Origin of the sequence: Dellaglioa carnosa (assembly GCF_026948345.1) — a bacterium.
Classification (GTDB): domain Bacteria; phylum Bacillota; class Bacilli; order Lactobacillales; family Lactobacillaceae; genus Dellaglioa; species Dellaglioa algida.
Genome location: NZ_JANXLI010000001.1, coordinates 400,502 through 417,988, shown reverse-complemented (window position 1 = coordinate 417,988; position 17,487 = coordinate 400,502). Strand labels below are relative to the sequence as shown.

The 17,487-nt window shown below is 34.7% G+C and carries 18 protein-coding genes, 1 pseudogene and 1 riboswitch; of the genes and pseudogenes, 2 read left to right on the top strand and 17 right to left on the bottom strand.

Annotation, left to right across the window (positions count from 1 at the left end):
* Positions 1–27 precede the first annotated feature (27 nt).
* Together N0K80_RS02020 and N0K80_RS02015 are read left to right on the top strand one after the other, a co-directional pair.
* Positions 28–918 carry a YitT family protein gene (locus N0K80_RS02020; RefSeq protein WP_407932677.1) on the top strand — a complete coding sequence of 297 codons (891 nt, stop codon included), beginning with the start codon at positions 28–30 and terminating at the stop codon, positions 916–918.
* Between the two features lie 93 nt (positions 919–1,011).
* A complete protein-coding gene (locus tag N0K80_RS02015) occupies positions 1,012–1,842 on the top strand; it encodes a site-specific integrase (RefSeq protein ID WP_269023612.1) in 831 nt (276 codons plus the stop codon).
* Positions 1,843–1,856: 14 nt separating this feature from the next.
* Here N0K80_RS02015 and N0K80_RS02010 read toward each other — a convergent pair whose 3' ends face one another.
* From N0K80_RS02010 to pyk, 17 genes and pseudogenes are all read right to left on the bottom strand, one after another.
* Entirely contained in the window at positions 1,857–2,330 is a 474-nt protein-coding gene (locus tag N0K80_RS02010) for a GNAT family N-acetyltransferase (RefSeq protein WP_269023611.1), read from the bottom strand.
* A 104-nt stretch (positions 2,331–2,434) separates the two neighbouring features.
* Positions 2,435–3,694: a tetratricopeptide repeat protein gene (locus tag N0K80_RS02005; protein ID WP_269023610.1), complete on the bottom strand. Its 1,260-nt coding sequence runs from the start codon at positions 3,692–3,694 to the stop codon at positions 2,435–2,437.
* A 159-nt stretch (positions 3,695–3,853) separates the two neighbouring features.
* Complete coding sequence (locus N0K80_RS02000) at positions 3,854–4,129, bottom strand: HU family DNA-binding protein (RefSeq protein WP_057973560.1); 276 nt, start codon at positions 4,127–4,129, stop codon at positions 3,854–3,856.
* Between the two features lie 198 nt (positions 4,130–4,327).
* A complete protein-coding gene (gene der, locus N0K80_RS01995) occupies positions 4,328–5,638 on the bottom strand; it encodes a ribosome biogenesis GTPase Der (protein WP_057973561.1) in 1,311 nt (436 codons plus the stop codon).
* An 86-nt stretch (positions 5,639–5,724) separates the two neighbouring features.
* Complete coding sequence (rpsA, locus tag N0K80_RS01990) at positions 5,725–6,969, bottom strand: 30S ribosomal protein S1 (protein WP_057973562.1); 1,245 nt, start codon at positions 6,967–6,969, stop codon at positions 5,725–5,727.
* A gap of 98 nt (positions 6,970–7,067) precedes the next feature.
* A complete protein-coding gene (cmk, locus tag N0K80_RS01985; RefSeq protein ID WP_269023609.1) occupies positions 7,068–7,733 on the bottom strand; it encodes a (d)CMP kinase in 666 nt (221 codons plus the stop codon).
* Positions 7,734–7,785: 52 nt separating this feature from the next.
* Complete coding sequence (locus tag N0K80_RS01980) at positions 7,786–8,397, bottom strand: LysM peptidoglycan-binding domain-containing protein (RefSeq protein WP_146342111.1); 612 nt, start codon at positions 8,395–8,397, stop codon at positions 7,786–7,788.
* A gap of 59 nt (positions 8,398–8,456) precedes the next feature.
* Entirely contained in the window at positions 8,457–9,908 is a 1,452-nt protein-coding gene (locus tag N0K80_RS01975) for a RecQ family ATP-dependent DNA helicase (protein WP_269023608.1), read from the bottom strand.
* Entirely contained in the window at positions 9,905–10,930 is a 1,026-nt protein-coding gene (locus N0K80_RS01970) for a helix-turn-helix domain-containing protein (RefSeq protein ID WP_269023607.1), read from the bottom strand. Before N0K80_RS01970 ends, N0K80_RS01975 begins: the two co-directional genes overlap by 4 nt.
* A 61-nt stretch (positions 10,931–10,991) precedes the next feature.
* Positions 10,992–11,582, bottom strand: coding sequence for an ECF transporter S component (locus N0K80_RS01965; protein ID WP_269023606.1), 591 nt, complete (start codon positions 11,580–11,582; stop codon positions 10,992–10,994).
* Positions 11,583–11,700: 118 nt separating this feature from the next.
* Positions 11,701–11,825: riboswitch (FMN riboswitch) on the bottom strand.
* Between the two features lie 51 nt (positions 11,826–11,876).
* On the bottom strand, positions 11,877–12,608 hold the full coding sequence (locus N0K80_RS01960) for a pseudouridine synthase (RefSeq protein ID WP_112249917.1): 732 nt from the start codon (positions 12,606–12,608) through the stop codon (positions 11,877–11,879).
* 1 nt (position 12,609) lies between these two features.
* Positions 12,610–13,197, bottom strand: a complete 588-nt coding sequence (gene scpB / locus N0K80_RS01955; protein WP_269023731.1) for an SMC-Scp complex subunit ScpB — start codon at positions 13,195–13,197, stop codon at positions 12,610–12,612.
* Positions 13,198–13,213: 16 nt separating this feature from the next.
* Positions 13,214–13,966 carry a segregation and condensation protein A gene (locus N0K80_RS01950; RefSeq protein WP_269023605.1) on the bottom strand — a complete coding sequence of 251 codons (753 nt, stop codon included), beginning with the start codon at positions 13,964–13,966 and terminating at the stop codon, positions 13,214–13,216.
* A complete protein-coding gene (locus N0K80_RS01945) occupies positions 13,950–14,318 on the bottom strand; it encodes an N-acetyltransferase (protein ID WP_269023604.1) in 369 nt (122 codons plus the stop codon). The genes N0K80_RS01950 and N0K80_RS01945 overlap by 17 nt, the downstream gene beginning before the upstream one ends.
* 98 nt (positions 14,319–14,416) lie before the next feature.
* Complete coding sequence (locus N0K80_RS01940; protein WP_181647343.1) at positions 14,417–14,878, bottom strand: Fur family transcriptional regulator; 462 nt, start codon at positions 14,876–14,878, stop codon at positions 14,417–14,419.
* Between the two features lie 10 nt (positions 14,879–14,888).
* A complete protein-coding gene (locus N0K80_RS01935) occupies positions 14,889–15,806 on the bottom strand; it encodes a CvfB family protein (protein ID WP_269023603.1) in 918 nt (305 codons plus the stop codon).
* Between the two features lie 253 nt (positions 15,807–16,059).
* A pseudogene (pyk, locus tag N0K80_RS01930) lies at positions 16,060–17,478 on the bottom strand (pyruvate kinase); the annotation flags it as partial.
* Positions 17,479–17,487 lie beyond the last annotated feature (9 nt).

The window sequence follows — 17,487 nt, the reverse complement described above, 5'->3', positions numbered from 1 at the left end:
GTGAATTTATTTTAGGAGGTGGCTCTAATTTTAAAAAATGAACGAATTAAAATAATGGATTTAATCATGATTGCGCTTGGATGTTGTTTCTATGCATTCGGACTCGCAACTGTTAACATAACGAATCACCTGGCCGAAGGTGGTATTACTGGTATTACCTTAATCTTACGTTTCTGGTTTCATATCGATCCAGCCTACTCAACGCTTGCTATTAATGTCCCATTAATTCTTATTGGCTATCGATTTCTAGGCAAACGATCATTAATTTATACTATTTACGGAACATTAATGCTATCTTTATTCTTATGGATTTGGCAACGCGCACCAGTTCAAATTAATGTAAACAATGATTTATTTTTGGCAGGTATACTAGCAGGTGCTTTTGGTGGAATTGGTTCTGGATTAGTGTATCGTTTCGGTGGTACAACAGGAGGCACAGATGTGGTCGCTCGAATTTTAGAGAAAACCCGCGGTGTTCAAATGGGGAAAACAATTCTTGCCCTTGATGTTGCTGTCTTGGTGGTATCTCTAAGTTACCTTGATCTTAGACATATGATGTATACCCTACTGAGTTCATACGTTTTCTCAAGAATTGTTAACTTTACGCTTGAAGGTAGTTATTCTGGACTTAGTATATTAATTATTAGTGACAAGTACCAAATTATTACTAACGAGATTTGGAGTAAATTGGAACGCGGCGTCAGCTATATTAATGGTGAGGGGTCTTATTCTCATCAGGACAAGAAAATGATTTATGTTGTCATAAATCGTAATGAACTTCATCAATTAAAAGAAATTCTTAAAAATCAAGACCCTAACGCCTTTGTTTCAATTAGTAATGTAAATGAGGTCTTGGGTCAGGGATTTAGTTTTGACCGGCAACAAAAAAATAAGATAAGCCAGATTTTTAATCAGTAACAGGGTTGCGCACTGCGTTCTTTGCAGTGCGTATTCCTTTTAATCGTGTTATAGTTAAAGTAACTTATTATTTATTACTTAGGAGGTTTCAAAATGAGTTATCCTTACAAAGAAGCATTCAATTTATCTTTACTCACCCGTTCTCTATCGGAAGCAACTATTATAGAATATAATCATGATCTTAGCGACTTTTTTAATTTTCTACGCCACTTTAATGATGCTTACCTTGAAAATAGTAATGTTGAAACTATTCTAGAATCAGACGTCAGACAGTACCTATCAATGCTGCAGATTCAAAGAGAAGTTAAGAATTCAACGTATACAAAAGTTTTATCTCATTTAAACGGTTATTTTAAATACTTATTCATTCATCAAATAAATACACATATCCCAACTTTAATGTTGAAAGGCAAAAAAAATGTCCAAAGTTCTGTCCCGACTTTTGATTGGTTATTGAACTTTGACTCTTATCTTTTAAATTCAGAAATTAGTTATTACTCGAGACTCGTATTACTAATGACTCGTCACTTCTATAAAATTTCAGAAATTTTGCAACCTGGTTTTTACCGTACTTTCAAACTACTTTCTTTCTCAGAATCAGAACGCTTATTTTTAAATCAATTTGACGTGCATATTAAGACTCTGCAAGACTTGCAGCGGTCGGACGATTCCTTTTTAAAATTACGTCAAAATATTGATTCCCCATTACTATCTTTACCCGGTTTACATAAATTTTTAAAAAAAGATTTGCATTTTATTGCTTCTAACATCTCTCCAAGCTCTTTATATCAATCAGCTATATGCTTTTATATTCTCACACATGATATAACAACAGATTCTGAATTCATGAATGCTTTAAGACTTGATCCGAGTTCACTGTTATATTATCGCCATTTAATTATCGAGCAAAAACTAACCATTTAGATGCAAAAAAGGAGCTAGAAAATTTCTAGCTCCTTTTTGAAAACTAAGTTTTGTCCATTTTGTTCAATAAACTGATAACCATTTCTTTTTGCCACATTCATACTTTTTTGATTGTCCATATTTAAAATTATTTTTAATTCTCTAATTTTATAGTCTCTTGCTGATAACTTCTCAAGATTTTTCAGCGCCAAGGAAACGATCCCTTTCCCAACTGAATCCTTATCTAACCAATACCCTACCTCTGCGGTTCCCGATTTTATCTCGTGTAAATCAATCATACCAACAAAATTTTGATTAATTATTATGCCAAATGTAAGTTTAGTCGAATCTTTCAGAGAGCCCCGTAAAAAATTAGTCTCGTCTGCACTCGATTTCATTAGTCTAACCCAAGGAAGCCAACGTTTTAATTCAGAACGATTACGGTTAACTAAATTAAATATTTCATCGCTATCTTCTAATTTAGGCGTGACTATCTGAATCTTTACCATTTAATCCCCTCCTCTGAACACAACTATCCGTTAAAAGTAGTTTATCTCGCCTTAACTAGATAATCCAGAAAAACGTCCACACTATAGTAGTATGAACGTTTTTTCTAATCGTTTATATCGTTTTGAATATCAATAATTTCTTGATCATCGGGCACTAATGCTAGATAATGTTTAATTGCATCTTGTAATTCTTCTTGTCGACCATTTTCTCTAAAAACAAATATAACAGATCTTAGAAAATCACTTTGATTAGTAAAGTATGGGTACGCCTCCAAATAATTTTCTTCAGCTTTCTCATAATTTTCAAGTCTTTCATATGATATCGCTAGATTCCAGAATATTTGAGGATCTACATCACCATCGCTTTTTATGTCTTCTAACAATTTTACGTCTTCGTCATCGCGTTCTTGCTTAACTAACAAGTTACTCAATTGAAGTAATATACCCGTATTATCAGGATTTATGTCGATTGCCTTATTTAAATACTTCTCAGCTTGCTTCTCGTCGTCCAATTTTAATGCCACAATGGCTGCTTGTTCGTATAATGTATCATTTACCTCGTCAACGGACAAACCTTCTTGATAGACAAGTAAGGCATCATTCAATCTATTCTCATTTGACAATGCTTGACCAAGAATCGGATAAAGCGACGTGTAAGATGGATCTTCTTCTTTTAAATCATATAGAATATCAATCGCTTTTTGTTGATCGTTCAATTGTAAATATGTTAATCCCATTTGTAATTTGGTATCGGAATCCATATTTTCTAAATGTATTTGTTCCAAGTACGCCATTGCTTTTTCAAATTGTCCACTATTTGCATAACTGACACCAAGTCTTTGAACTAGGTTAACCTGAGAAAGTTCAGTTTGACCCGCCTTAATTAATTCAAGGTAAAAGCCAATTGCTTGACTAAATTGTTTAGTGTTGAAGTACAATTCACCTAAAGCAAATTGAATGACCTCTTCATCCGGAGCCAATCTAAATGCAGTCAATAGCTTATTTTCACTAACTTCAAACATGCCCTGCGTTTGATAAAGATCAGCTGCAACCATCAGCGATTGTAGATACGCATCCGAATCCTCATCAATTTCCGATAAATAATTAAGTGCCTCATCAGATTTACCCTCGCTGATCGCAATATCTGCCAAGAAAGTCCGTAATGTGTCTTCTTCCGGATATTTTTCAAGCAATCTTTCATAGGTACGTTTTGATTGTGCTAAAAAGCCCAAACTATATAATTCTTCCGCCAAACTAAATAACGTTGCATCGTTATCTTTTCTTAATGCCTTGGCAAACTCCTTCATCGCTTCGTCTATTTGACCTTCGTCCAAGTAATCTAACATAATTTCTGAATGTGTCATTAATTAACTTCCCTTCACTTCGTTATCGAATCAATACGAGTTAGTTTAATCTATCGTGCACACAATAGCCAGTAATTACTTGCATGACTATTGTCTATAAAATAAATTATAGAATGAAAAAGCTAGTACAAAATGAATTGTACTAGCTTTTTCTAAGTATTATTTAACTGAATCCTTTAAAGCTTTACCTGGTTTAAATGCAGGTACTTTACTTGCAGGGATTTGAATTTCTTCACCAGTTTGTGGGTTACGACCTTTACGAGCAGCGCGTTCGCGTACTTCAAAGTTACCGAAACCGATTAATTGAACTTTTTCACCTGTAGCTAATGTGTTTTGGATTGAACCAAATACAGCGTCAACTGCAACTGTAGCATCTTTTTTCGTCAAACCTGTTTCTTTTGCAACATTTTCGATTAATTGAGCTTTGTTTGCCATAATGTTTCACCTCCCCTAAAATGTGTCCAAATATCCAAGGATATCCAGCCATTATTATTAAAATAAATAATAATAACAGAACCAGAGATTACTCTACTAATTCTTTATTTAAGATACCACACAAAACGTATTACATCAAGGTATTTAACCCTTTTTGAAGAAAAAAAGATATAATGATAGCGTTTTATCTATCCTAATTTATTTTCTTCTTCTTTCAATAACATGAATTGGAGTTCCTTCAAAATCAAATGACGTTCTAATCTGATTTTCTAAGAATCGTTCATATGAAAAATGCATAAGATCTGTATCATTAACGAACACAACAAACGTAGGTGGTTGAATGGCTACCTGCGTTGAATAGTAGATTCTTAAACGTTTACCATTATCAGTTGGCGTTGGGTTATGCGCTACGGCATCCATAATAACATCATTTAATACTGATGACGTTATTCGACGACTGTGGTTCTCATTAACACGTTTGATTAATTCAGGTATCTTAGTCAAACGTTGTTGCGTAATTGCTGACACAAAGATAATAGGTGCATAACTTAGGTAAGCAAATTCTTGACGGATATTAGCTTCAAAGTCAGATAATGAATGATTATCTTTTTCAAGCGTATCCCATTTATTAACGACAATAATAATACCACGGCCTGCTTCATGAGCGTAACCAGCAACACGTTTATCTTGTTCGCGAATACCTTCCTCGGCGTTCAACACGACCAAAACGACGTCTGATCGATCAATAGCACGCATAGCACGTAAAACGGAATATTTTTCAGTATTTTCATAAACTTTTCCGCGTTTTCTAATACCGGCAGTATCGATCATTGAGAACATATCGCCTTCGTCTGTATCAAAAGCCGTATCAATCGCGTCTCGTGTTGTTCCTTCAATGGGTGAAACAATCACTCTATTTTCTCCCAAGATAGCATTTACTAATGAAGATTTACCAACATTAGGACGGCCAATTAAACTAAATTTAATTCGACTATCATCTTCGTCTGGAACATTTTCAGGAAATTTCTTTGTGATTTCATCCAATAAATCACCGACACCAAGCCCATGACTCCCAGAAACTGGGAATGGTTCGCCGAATCCTAATGAATAAAAATCGAAAATATCTTGTCGGGATTCTGGATTATCTACTTTATTAACGGCTAAAATGACGGGTTTATCCGAACGATATAAAATTTTAGCAACCTTTTCATCGGCATCCGTTACGCCTTCTTTAACACTCACAAGAAAAACAATAACATCAGCTTCATCAATCGCAATTTGTGCTTGTTCAGTAATTTGCGTTAAGAATGGTTCATCACCAATATCAATACCACCAGTATCAATTAGGCTAAATTTCTGTGCTAACCACTCGCTATGCGCATAAATACGATCTCGTGTAACACCCGGGGTATCTTCAACAATTGAAATTCGTTCCCCGGCTATTCTATTAAAAACTGTGGACTTCCCAACATTAGGACGACCAACAATTGCTACAACAGGATTTGCCATAGACAGTACCTCACTTTCTGAATATCTCTTATAATAATAAAAACGACTGAACTACAGTTCAGTCGTTACTTAAAATAATATTTTAATTATTTGTTAGTATCTGCATCTTCTAATGCTTTACCCAAAATATCTCCAAGTGTGAAGCCAGTACTTTCTTCTGGCATACCACTCATTGTTGATTTAGGTGCTTTAGCTTTTGGTGCAGCTTTTTTAACTGTTTTTTTCTTTTCAGGTTTTTCTTCTGTTGCTGGTTTTTCTTCAAGAGCTTTAATTGATAAAGCTAAACGATGTTCTGCTGGATGCACTTCAAGTACTTTAACTTGAACAGCTTGACCAGTTTTTAGAACTTCACCTGGCGTTGCAATATGTGTGTAAGAAATTTGTGAAATATGAACAAGTCCTTCAATTCCAGGCATAACTTCAACAAATGCACCAAATGTCGTTAAACGTTTAACAGTACCATCTAAAACATCATCTACATGAATGTCATTTTCAACATTATCCCATGGTTGAGGTAATGTTTGTTTGATTGACAATGAGATACGGTTTTTATCTAAATCAATTGCCAATACTTTAACTTTAACTTCTTCGCCAACAGATAAAACGTCTTCTGCTTTTGAAATACGGTTGTATGAAATTTCTGAAATATGAACAAGTCCATCGATACCACCAAGGTCAACGAATGCACCAAAGTTAGTTAAACGAGCCACTGTTCCTGTTACAACTTCACCAACAGTTAAAGTTTTAAGTGTTTCAGCTTTTTGAGCATCTCTTTGAGCTTTAACAATTGCTTTATGTGACAAGATTAATCTATTTTCAGTTGGGTCAATTTCAATAATCTTGAAATCTAATGTTTGGTGATTGTATTTTGATAAATCTTCAACAAAACGATCATCAATCATTGAAGCAGGTACGAACCCACGTACGCCAGCATCAGCAACCAATCCACCTTTAACAACTTGTGTGATTGTAGCTTCGATTGTAGCATCATCGTCAGCCAATTTTTGTAAGTCATTCCAAACTTCACGTTCAGCAATTCTTCTTTGTGATAGTAAGTAACTACCACCTTCTTTATCGCCACCGATACTTGAAATAACAACTAAATCCATAACGTCACCAATTTTGACAACGTCTTCTGTTTCTTCGCCAGCTTTAAGTGCTAGTTCTTTTGCTGGAACGACACCTTCAACTCCGGCGCCTTCAATACCAACAATGACTTGTTTAGCATCATCAATAGCTAAAACTTCACCTTTTATAACAGAACCAACCTTAACTTCACTCACACTATTTAGTGCTTCTAGTAAATCATTATTTTCTTCAATATTACTCATGGACAATGTCCTCCTTAGCGAATAAACTCTATTTATTATTTTAGCTGAAATGAAGAGTAATTACTAGTACTAATACTCATTTTTCATATTTTATTTTATTATTTGTTAATTATTTCCATAATTTTCTGTACAACACCTTCAATATTCATTGAAGTTGTATCTACAAGTATAGCATCTTTTGCCTGTACAAGTGGGGAAATTTCACGTGTAGAATCTTTTCTATCCCGTTCGGCAATTTCTAACTCTAAAATATCGAGCGCCGTATCAATACCTTTAATCTGATTTTCTTTAAAGCGACGAAGCGCCCGTTCCTTAACACTAGCAACTAAAAAAATCTTAATTTCGGCATTTGGTAACACCGTCGTGCCAATATCACGTCCATCCATAACAATTGAACCCGCGTCGGCAATTTCTTGTTGACGTTTTACTAATTCCTGACGGACGCCTCCTTGAGCGGCAACCGTTGAGACATTATTAGTTACTTCTGGTTGACGAATAGCTTGCGTGATATCTTGATCATTGATAAAAACTAATTGTTCTGGAACAGCTGGTTTAAATGAAATTGTCGTCTTTTTTAATAAGTTAACTAACTCATTATCATCATCTAACGAGATATTTTTTGCCATTGCTTCAAAAGTGATTGCCCGATACATTGCGCCTGTATCACAATAAACATAGTTTAATTTTTTTGCAACCAACTTGGCAACAGTACTCTTACCTGCCGATGCTGGCCCGTCTATTGCAATTTGGATATGTTCTTTCATCTGTTGATTCCTCCATAAAAATAGGATTGATTAGACATCAATCCCATATGTATTATTTAACTCTTATTTGTTGTCCTGCACTAATTGCCGAACTAGCAGTTAATCCCGGATTCAATTCCAAAAGTTGTTCTATACTCAAGCCGTTATTTACCGCAATACGATAAATGCCTTGTCCCGCTTCAACGGTTACACTCGAATTTGATGATGCACTAGACGCACTTTCAGAACTTGACGAAGCGCTAGATGCAGATTCAGAACTTACTTTTGATTTCGATTCTGATTCCGCCTTAGCCTTCGACTCTGAATCCGATTTAGCTTTAGCTTTCGATTCAGAATTTGCTTTTACTTTAGATTCTGATTCCGCTTTAACTTTTGATTCAGAACTTGCCGTATCATCCGTCTTAGCTACAGTCTTTTTACTTGAAGAGCTTTCGCTTGTTGCGACATCTTCTGGCTGATATACCTTGTTACTTTCAACAATATAAAAACCAATTGTTCCAACGATAATGGCTACAAAAACAACTAATAATCCCGTGGTCAACAATGAACTATTCTTACTCTTACGTCTGTTTGCTGATCGAGAATAATTCCCGTTGTCATCCCTATCATCTTCAAACGATTTTTCCCAAGGCTTTTTCTCTGAATTATCTTTTTTATCACTCAATTTTTTCAATCCTCCTAAAAACAATTACCATTATTTTACCATAACAATCCAAATTATTCTCAGGATTTTTGAAATAATTTTGTCATAATTGTTTCTGATTGCTGAATTAATCGTTTTTCATTGGTCACGTTTATTCTTTTTTTCAGTCCGATTACCTCAAGTATCTTTTCATTAAAAATAATTGAGCAACAGCTTTTATCATGTTGCACTGTTTTTGATTCACCGAAATGTCTTAAAATTTCTTGTTTTCGGCACTGATTGGAATCAATAAATGCCATCATATTTTGTAACCCAATCTCTTTTTCGATTTTTCTTTGTCTAAATAGCGCTTGCACCTGATCAACCGTGTCATGTTTCTCATAATAATAATCTAGTAGCTTACCTTTTTCTTCACCAAGTCCAACTAATTCTGCATGTTTTTTAAAATATAGCTTAATAAAATCAGCATCCGGAATCGTTAAATCAATTAATCCTCTCTGTAGGAACAAATCGTTTACTTGAGAGAATACTATCGCGATACTTTGTTGTCCATCCCGACCGGCTCGGCCAAATTCCTGCACATAACTTTCAAAATTAGCAGGCATATGGTAATGAATGACATACCGAATATCCTTTTTATTGATTCCCATGCCAAAAGCACTCGTTGCGCAGATAACATCGATTTGATTCATCATAAATTGTTGTTGAACTGTATATCTTGCCATATCTGTTAGATCAGCGTGATACGGTTCAGACTTCAGTTCTGTATGCTGATTTATTAACTCCGAGATTTCGTTGGCTTTTTTCTTACTCGAGAAATAAACAATCCCAACGCCATCCAACTTATTTAACAATCCTAATAATTGTTCATTTTTTTCAAATTCATCATTTACTTTTATCGTGCTCAAAAAAATATTTTCCCGATTAACTGATCTAATAATTTTATTAAAAAAACGATTTGGCATTTTTAATTGTGCGACAATATCATCTTGAATTCTTGGTGTGGCCGTCGCCGTTAAAGCCAAGATTAGTGGCTTACCAAGTTCAGTAATGACCTTATTTAAGTTTAAATAATCAGGTCTAAAATCTGGTCCCCAAGTTGAAATACAATGTGCCTCATCGACAACAAACAAGGATACGTTAATGCTTTTTAATGCATTGGTAACCTCAACCTGACTCAACATTTCGGGAGAGAGGTAGATAAATTTGTAAGTATTAATATTTTTTAATACATATTTTTTTTCAGAATAACTTAATAATGACGTTAGTCCAATCGCTACGCCATTTCCTCGAAAATTAAATTGGCTAACTTGATCTTGAATTAATGACAACAACGGTGAAACAATAATTGTTGTTCCATTCATAAGATAACCGGCCAATTGGTAACATAACGATTTTCCAGTTCCCGTAGGTAGTACCGAAAGTGTATCTTGGCCTGACAAAACGGTTTTAATCGTCTCTTCTTGCCCCGACATAAATGACTCAAATCCAAAATATTCTGACAGTTTTTCTTTTAAATTTATTGTAGTCATCCGTTTTTACTCCTATAAATTTGATACAGACGGTAATCAAAAAAATTAATTTCTGGTATTTTTTCTTGTATTTCCTGAAAAGAATATTGATCAATATTTCCGCCAATTATTTTCGTTAAAATACCAACTAATTCGCTAGTCAAAAATAGTTGGTAAGGAAATTCGTCATCAAACATTGCTAGTTCAAGTAGATGTTCATTTATTGTACTTTTCTTTAATTGCCTTTTTTTAGCAATATCGTCAACGGATAATCCTGAATTAATGTACTTCATGGTATCTTGCGCGCTCTCTGAAATAATTCCCTTATTTCGGATTAACTGAACTAATTCTTTAAACACACTTTGCTCTTGTTTTTCTATCCAACTTGCAAAATAATTCATCGTATCACGATACATTAGGTCGGTCTCTATTTCTGAAAGAGTTAACTCAATTGCTAATTGTTTATTTGTTAGTCCATTAAGTTGGTGTCCAATCAATTTATTCATAAAAATTAATTCTGCATTTGTATCCAGTTCTTTGATAAAGAGTTCTAATTCCGAATGGACGTGGTTTACTAGTTTCTCCTTACCATTATTGGAAAGCCATCTCTTAATATTAAATTTGGTTAACTCAGACGTCACTATAGGATAGTAATGTCGATTAGTAAAACTGAGCTCAGATATAACTTGGATAGCCAAAATAAGCGTCTCCGACCATTCGTTAAATCTGTATCGATTCATTAACTTGGGGTGTTTCACTTGATATAGGCTTTTTTTTAATTTCTTTTTTTGTTCGAGTCCTAAACTGGTTAACTTGATCCCTATATCATTCTCTTCAAGTAATTTATTTTTTTGTAGTTTAGTGATATTTTCTCGAAATAACGTATTTGAAAACTGAGGATCCATTCCAAAGTAATCCAGCAAATTATAACGCATACCCCAGTATATATTTGAAACTGTATTTCGTCCTATGATAATGCTATACACAACGTTAGGGCGACGAGGATTCTCTTGAAACATTTGCAAAATGTAATCTTCAATCATAAATTATCATCCTTTTAAAACAAAATAGGGAAGAATCCTTTAAGAATTCTCCCCTATTATACTATATTTTTTTATACTTTTTATTATTCAGTTGAACCCAACTATACATTCTACGGTACAAGATACTAAATACACCAACAACTAAAACGCCTTTTATAATATTAAAAGGAATGACGCCAATTACAACATACTTCGATACTGACATACCTATATCCATACCGATTACATTTAAGTACACCGGCAAGATGACAAAATAATTTGCAATAGATAACAGCACAGTCAACACTAGCGTACTTGTTAAAATGGCCAATATACTCTTCCAAATCGTGGGTTTAATACCACTACCACCTTTAAGAATAAAATAAGCTGGAAATGAAACCGCCATTGATGCTAAAAAATTAGTTCCAACACCTATCAAACTGGCGATATCCGTCCCGGTTGAGACGAGATACAATAAAGATCGAACTATAGCTACCATTACGCCACCCAATGGGCCCAAAATGAAAAACCCAATTAAAATAGGTAAATCACTAAAATCTATTTTTAGATACGGGATTAGTGGTATCACCGGGAAAGATAAAAACATTAATACGTACGAGATAGCGGCTAAAAATGCCGTAATCACAACTCTGAAAATTGGTGAACGATTCATACTAGAAAACCTCCTGGAAGGCCATCTTCAATGAAGAACCCTTTAAATAAATAAAAAAAGAACGCCGTTAATCAACGAAGATTAACAGAGTTCATTTGAAATTACTTACTCAAATAAGCCCTATCTTCTTTATCCAGACTTTAACTGTCGATACTGGAATTTCACCAGTCCAGCCACATATGTAATGCGGGTCGCGGACTATAACCGCCGGTCGGGAATTACACCCTGCCCCTGAAGACGAACCAAATATTTTATTACGTTATAGAATATAACATATGATAAAAAGAGTTACAATTATTTACGCTCGGCGATGCTCTTCAATGCATGAACCTCTTCTTCAGAAAGTTCACGATATTGACTTGACGTTAACCCGTATAAATCCAAGAACCCATAAGTTTCACGTTTTAATTTTTCGACTGGATGACCAATTTCGGCCATCATGTTCTTAACCTGATGATTTCGGCCTTCATGAATCGTCAATGAGACAATCGCTTTTTGCTTATTTTTATCCGCTGAAATAATTTTAGAATGAGCAGGTGCCGTTTTCTTACCGTCGATAACAATTCCTTGACGTAAAGCTTTTAGGTCATCGTTAGATGGAATTCCATTTACTTTTGCAACATAAGTCTTATCAATTTTATATTTTGGATGAGTCATTTTGTTGGCTAATTCACCATCATTTGTCATCAATAGTAGTCCCGATGTATCATAATCCAATCGACCTACTGGATAGATTCTTTCCCTTACACCAGGAAAGTAATCCGTTACAACTTTACGATCTTTATTATCCTTAACGGATGAGATAACGCCTCTTGGTTTGTAGAATAAATAATAGACTAATGGTTCCTCATTTAAGCGAATGCCATCAACTTCAATTTTATCCTCACTTGTCACTTTAATACCTAGCTCATTTGCTACCTTGCCATTTACCTTAACATGGCCTTCTGAAATCATTTTCTCAGATTGTCTTCGAGAGGCAACTCCCGCTTGCGCCATAACTTTTTGTAATCTTTCTGCTTCTGCCATATTATTCCTCATCTTCTTGTAATTTTTCATTAAAGTTAGTTAAAAAAAGCTGTCCAGGATCCAAATTAAATTCCTGACTTTCGTCAATTACTGGAAGTTCTTTAAGCCCATTTAGTCCAAAGTAATTCAAAAATTGGATTGTCGTTTTATATATAATTGGTCTTCCCGGAGCATCAAGACGTCCGTTTTCATCAACCAGATTCAACGCAATTAATTTTTGTAACGACCCTGAACTTTGAACACCCCTAATTGTATCAATTTCAAGCCGCGTTGTGGGTTGCTTATAAGCAATAATTGCCAATGTTTCTAACGCCGCCGCAGACAGTTTTTTTGAATTAGGGTTTTCAAAATAATTTTTAATTAAACTAGCTAATTCTTTTTTTGTTACCAATTGCCAGAAATCGTCATACTGGATTAGCTGTAAACTAGAGTCTGAATCATTTACATACTTAGTAGCTAATTTATTAAGTTGTTCCTTAACCGCTGATTTCATTAACCCAGTTAGTCTGGATAATTCCGATAGAGATATGCCCTGATCCCCACTCACAAATAGAAGTCCTTCAATATTTGCTAAATGACTCACTCCCATACCTCCCAACATCACCTTATGCTTCTATTTTTACGATCTGAATCGTTTCATAACTATTAGTCTGCTTCAATTTGATTTGCTTCATTTTTGACAGCTCCAATATTGCCAAAAAAGTAATCACAATTTCGCTAACTACCATCGGCTGCTCAAAAAGATCATCGAAAGTTAACCTTCCATTCGAACTTTCTAAAATTTGTTCAATTTCTATTATTTTATCAGCAAGCGAAAAAGGTTGCATATTAATTTTCTTTTGAACAGGTTGTCGGTCAACTTGCCTTAGCAAGACCCTCTTAAAAGCGTTCTGAAGAACGTCAAGACTCAGTCCGGGAATAACAAGTGGCTGTTCGTCAACGACTTCTTTAGGTGTACGACTTTGTTCCTTAGAAAAATAATCCGAACGGTTACTCGCCATTGCTCCTAACTTATTAGACGCGTTTTTAAAATTTTGATATTCAATTAATTGCTCAACTAAATCAGTCCTTGGATCAATTTCGTCCTCCGCAACCTCGTAATCAATCACGGGTAGAAGCATTCTACTCTTAATTTCCATTAAAGTTGACGCCATTACTAAATACTGACCAATTGTATCTAAAGGCATTTGGTCAGTTCTATTAATAATTGACAGGTATTGATTAGTTATTGACGAAATCTGAATATCATAAATATCCATTTCGGCATCCTTGATTAAGTGCAACAGTAAATCAAGTGGGCCTTCAAATGATGCCAATTTTAACGTCACATGGTTAATTGATTCACCCTTTTGACTCATTTTTTTGCATTTCCCATTTTTCAATTAATTTTGTTGTATCAATCGTTCCCATAATTTTTCTATCGGGGTACAACGCCAAGACCGCGTCTAAAATTAAAAAACTAACCTTCTTATGTCTTTCATCCGGACTCAATGAGATTGCTCGAACTACTAAAATATTCCGATCATCTTCTATACCAACTACACCAGTAAAGTCACCATCTTCATTTTTCCAAAGATACAAATCTCGGTTATCTATATCTAGGTAACCCTTAATTGCTGAATTAATTCTGGTAACATCTTTCAGGTCAGGTATGAATGATAATAGGCCCATCGCAATCTTCTCATAATCGTTCTTATACTTAATAAGCATTATTGATCTCCTTTATGCATGACATCTTCACGAAATACTTTATCATACGAAACATTTCTAAACAAATAAATTAAACGTTACATGAATCGCAACGCCTCTTATTCTTTTGATTTCCTTTGACAATTCATGCATACTCCGTGAAAAGTAAGTCTATGATCTGTTACTAAGAAATGAAATTGTTGAGAGACTAGTCTCTCAACGTCTTCTAACAAATCTTCATGAATCTCTTCAATTGAACCACACTGAGTACATAAAAGATGGTGATGAAAATGCTGTTTATCATTTATGGTTAAATCATATCTAGCCATGCCATCCTCAAAAACTATCTTATCAATGATGTTTAACTCAACCAGTACATCTAATGTTCTATACACTGTTGCTAACCCTATCTCAGATGATTCTTTTTTCACAAGGGCAAAAATTTCTTCCGGGCTTAAATGTTCATTAACGCGTTTGTAAATAACGGCTATAATAGCTTGACGTTGAGGCGTCAATTTAAAGTTAGACTGGTGAATTTTATTTTCAATGAAGTTTATTTGTTGTACTTTATCCACCAGAATCCCCCACTATCTATTGATTTTCTATATCGTCAATTGATTCATCCGCATTGTTTTCAAGTTCCTCGGGCATTTTTATTAAAATAAGTTTGCCGTCTTCTTGTTTAACATAACGTCCTTTTAATAAATGACCAACTGCTCTTTTAAATTGTCCCTTGCTAATTCCAAAATATTCTTTAATATCTTCTGGATCACTTTTATCAGTGAATGGTAAACTTTGATCGTCATTATGCGTCAACGCTGCAACTAACATAGCCGCATCATCGCCAATTGCTTCATAGGCGCGTGGTTTAATCGACAAGTTAATTGTGCCATCCGTTCTAATTCCAATCACACGACCTTCTAAGACTTGTCCTAGTCGGGGTTCGTTAAATCGTTCTGAAGGATGAATGAAACCTAAGTAATCATCATCCGTAATGACAAACGTACCAATCATTTTCAAACGAATAACCGTAAATTTCATATTCTTATTTTTTAAAGAATCATCAGGTTTTTTAGCAATCTCGCGGAACATTTCTTCATCCGCAACATCACCCCAAATACGATCTTTAGCATCTATTTTAAGACCGACCATTAATCGATCACCGGCTTTTGGCCAAAGTGATTTCATTTCTGGTAAGTCATCTAGCGAAACTGCCACATCTTTATCTGGCAAGCCGATATCAACAAAGACACCTAAATCTCTCCTAACCTTAACCACATTTCCAAAAGCGTATTGATCTATACCTGCTCTAGGGATAGTTGTTGAAAGACTTAAGTCGTGGTCCTCATTTTCATAAACAAAGCCTTTAACCATTGAACCATTTGTCAATTGACCATTTGTATCATCTTTTAGCAAATGCATTGTTGTGCCATCTTTTTGTACTAAAAACTCTGTGTCGTTCTCATCGGTTACCATTGCGGTAACAATTTGTCCCATAATTGAACTCATTTATTTCTCCATTTCAAAAAATCTTATTTATTTTATGCCAATTTATTTATATTCATAAAATCATTATATGACTTCATTTTACCTGATATTAGGCTTAATAGCCAATTGAATAAAAATATTGAGTAATAAAAAAAGCGGCTAGACTTATGAAGTCTAACCACTTTTTCAGTGTGAAATTGATACAAGATTCGGTTTATCATGGCAACTAATGTCACCGAAAAACTCAAAAACTTGAATCTTAATACAATTAATCTACTAATTGAACTTTCAAACTGTTTGTTGTACCTTTTTCACCGACTGGAAGACCAGCAGTAATTAAGATAAGGTCGCCTTTTTTAGCAAAACCTAATTCTTTAGCTTTTTCAGTTGCTAAGCTAAACAATGCATCTGTTGATGCTGGTTTTTCAGCGATGATTGGGTGAACACCCCAGTTAACTGATAAACCATGACGAGTTTGTTCGTCAAAAGTAATTGCTAAGATATCTGAATCAGGACGGTATTTAGAAATCATACGTGCAGTTTGACCTGATTTTGTAGCAGCGATGATTGTTTTGATACCTAAGCTATCAGCTGTTTCAGCAACTGCACGGCCGATAGTTTCTGTAACATCACTCTTATCGAATTCATTTAAAACATATGAACCATGAGCGCGTAAAGCATTTTCAGCTTTTTCATCAATACGAGCCATTGTTGCAACTGATTCTACAGGGTAGTCACCATTAGCACTTTCACCTGAAAGCATTGTTGCATCTGTTCCATCAAATACGGCGTTAGCAACATCAGAAGCTTCAGCACGTGTAGGACGTGGGTTTTCTTGCATTGAATCAAGCATTTGAGTAGCAGTAATAACTGGTTTACCCAAAGCATTACATTTTTTGATTAAGTCTTTTTGAACTAAAGGTACATTTTCAGCAGGAATTTCAACACCCATATCACCACGGGCAATCATTAATCCTTCAGAAACTTCCATGATAGCATCAATGTTATCAATACCTTCTTGTGATTCAATTTTAGGGAAGATTTGAACATGTTCCATCCCTTTTTCTTCAAGTAAAGCACGGATATCTAAAACATCAGCTGGTTTACGTACAAAACTAGCAGCAATGAAATCAATATTTTGATCTAAACCAAAACGGATATCATCTGAATCTTTTTCAGTAATACCAGGTAAGTTAATTGATACACCAGGAGCGTTAACACCTTTACGTGAACCTAAACGACCAGCATTCATAACAGTTGTTACTAATTCTTTAGCAGCTGTATCGATTTCGTCAATTCTCATATCGATAAGACCATCATCAAATAATACGTGGCCTCCAACATGAACATCTTCGATTAAACCTGGGTAAGTAACAGCAATCTTTTCATGTGTTCCTTCAAGAGTGTCATCCATTGAAATACGAACGATATCGTTAATTTCAAAGTTGATTTTACCTTCTTTTTGAACAGTAGTACGGATTTCTGCACCTTTAGTATCAAGCATGATACCAACCATTTTACCAGTAATTTTTTCTGCTTCATGAACTAAAGTCATACGACCTAAATGTTCTTCATGGTCACCATGAGAAAAGTTGAAACGGAAAACATTAGCACCGGCTTCGATTAATTTAACAATTGTATCAAGATCTGAACTGGCTGGACCAAGTGTACTTACGATTTTAGTTTTTTTCATTATATTATG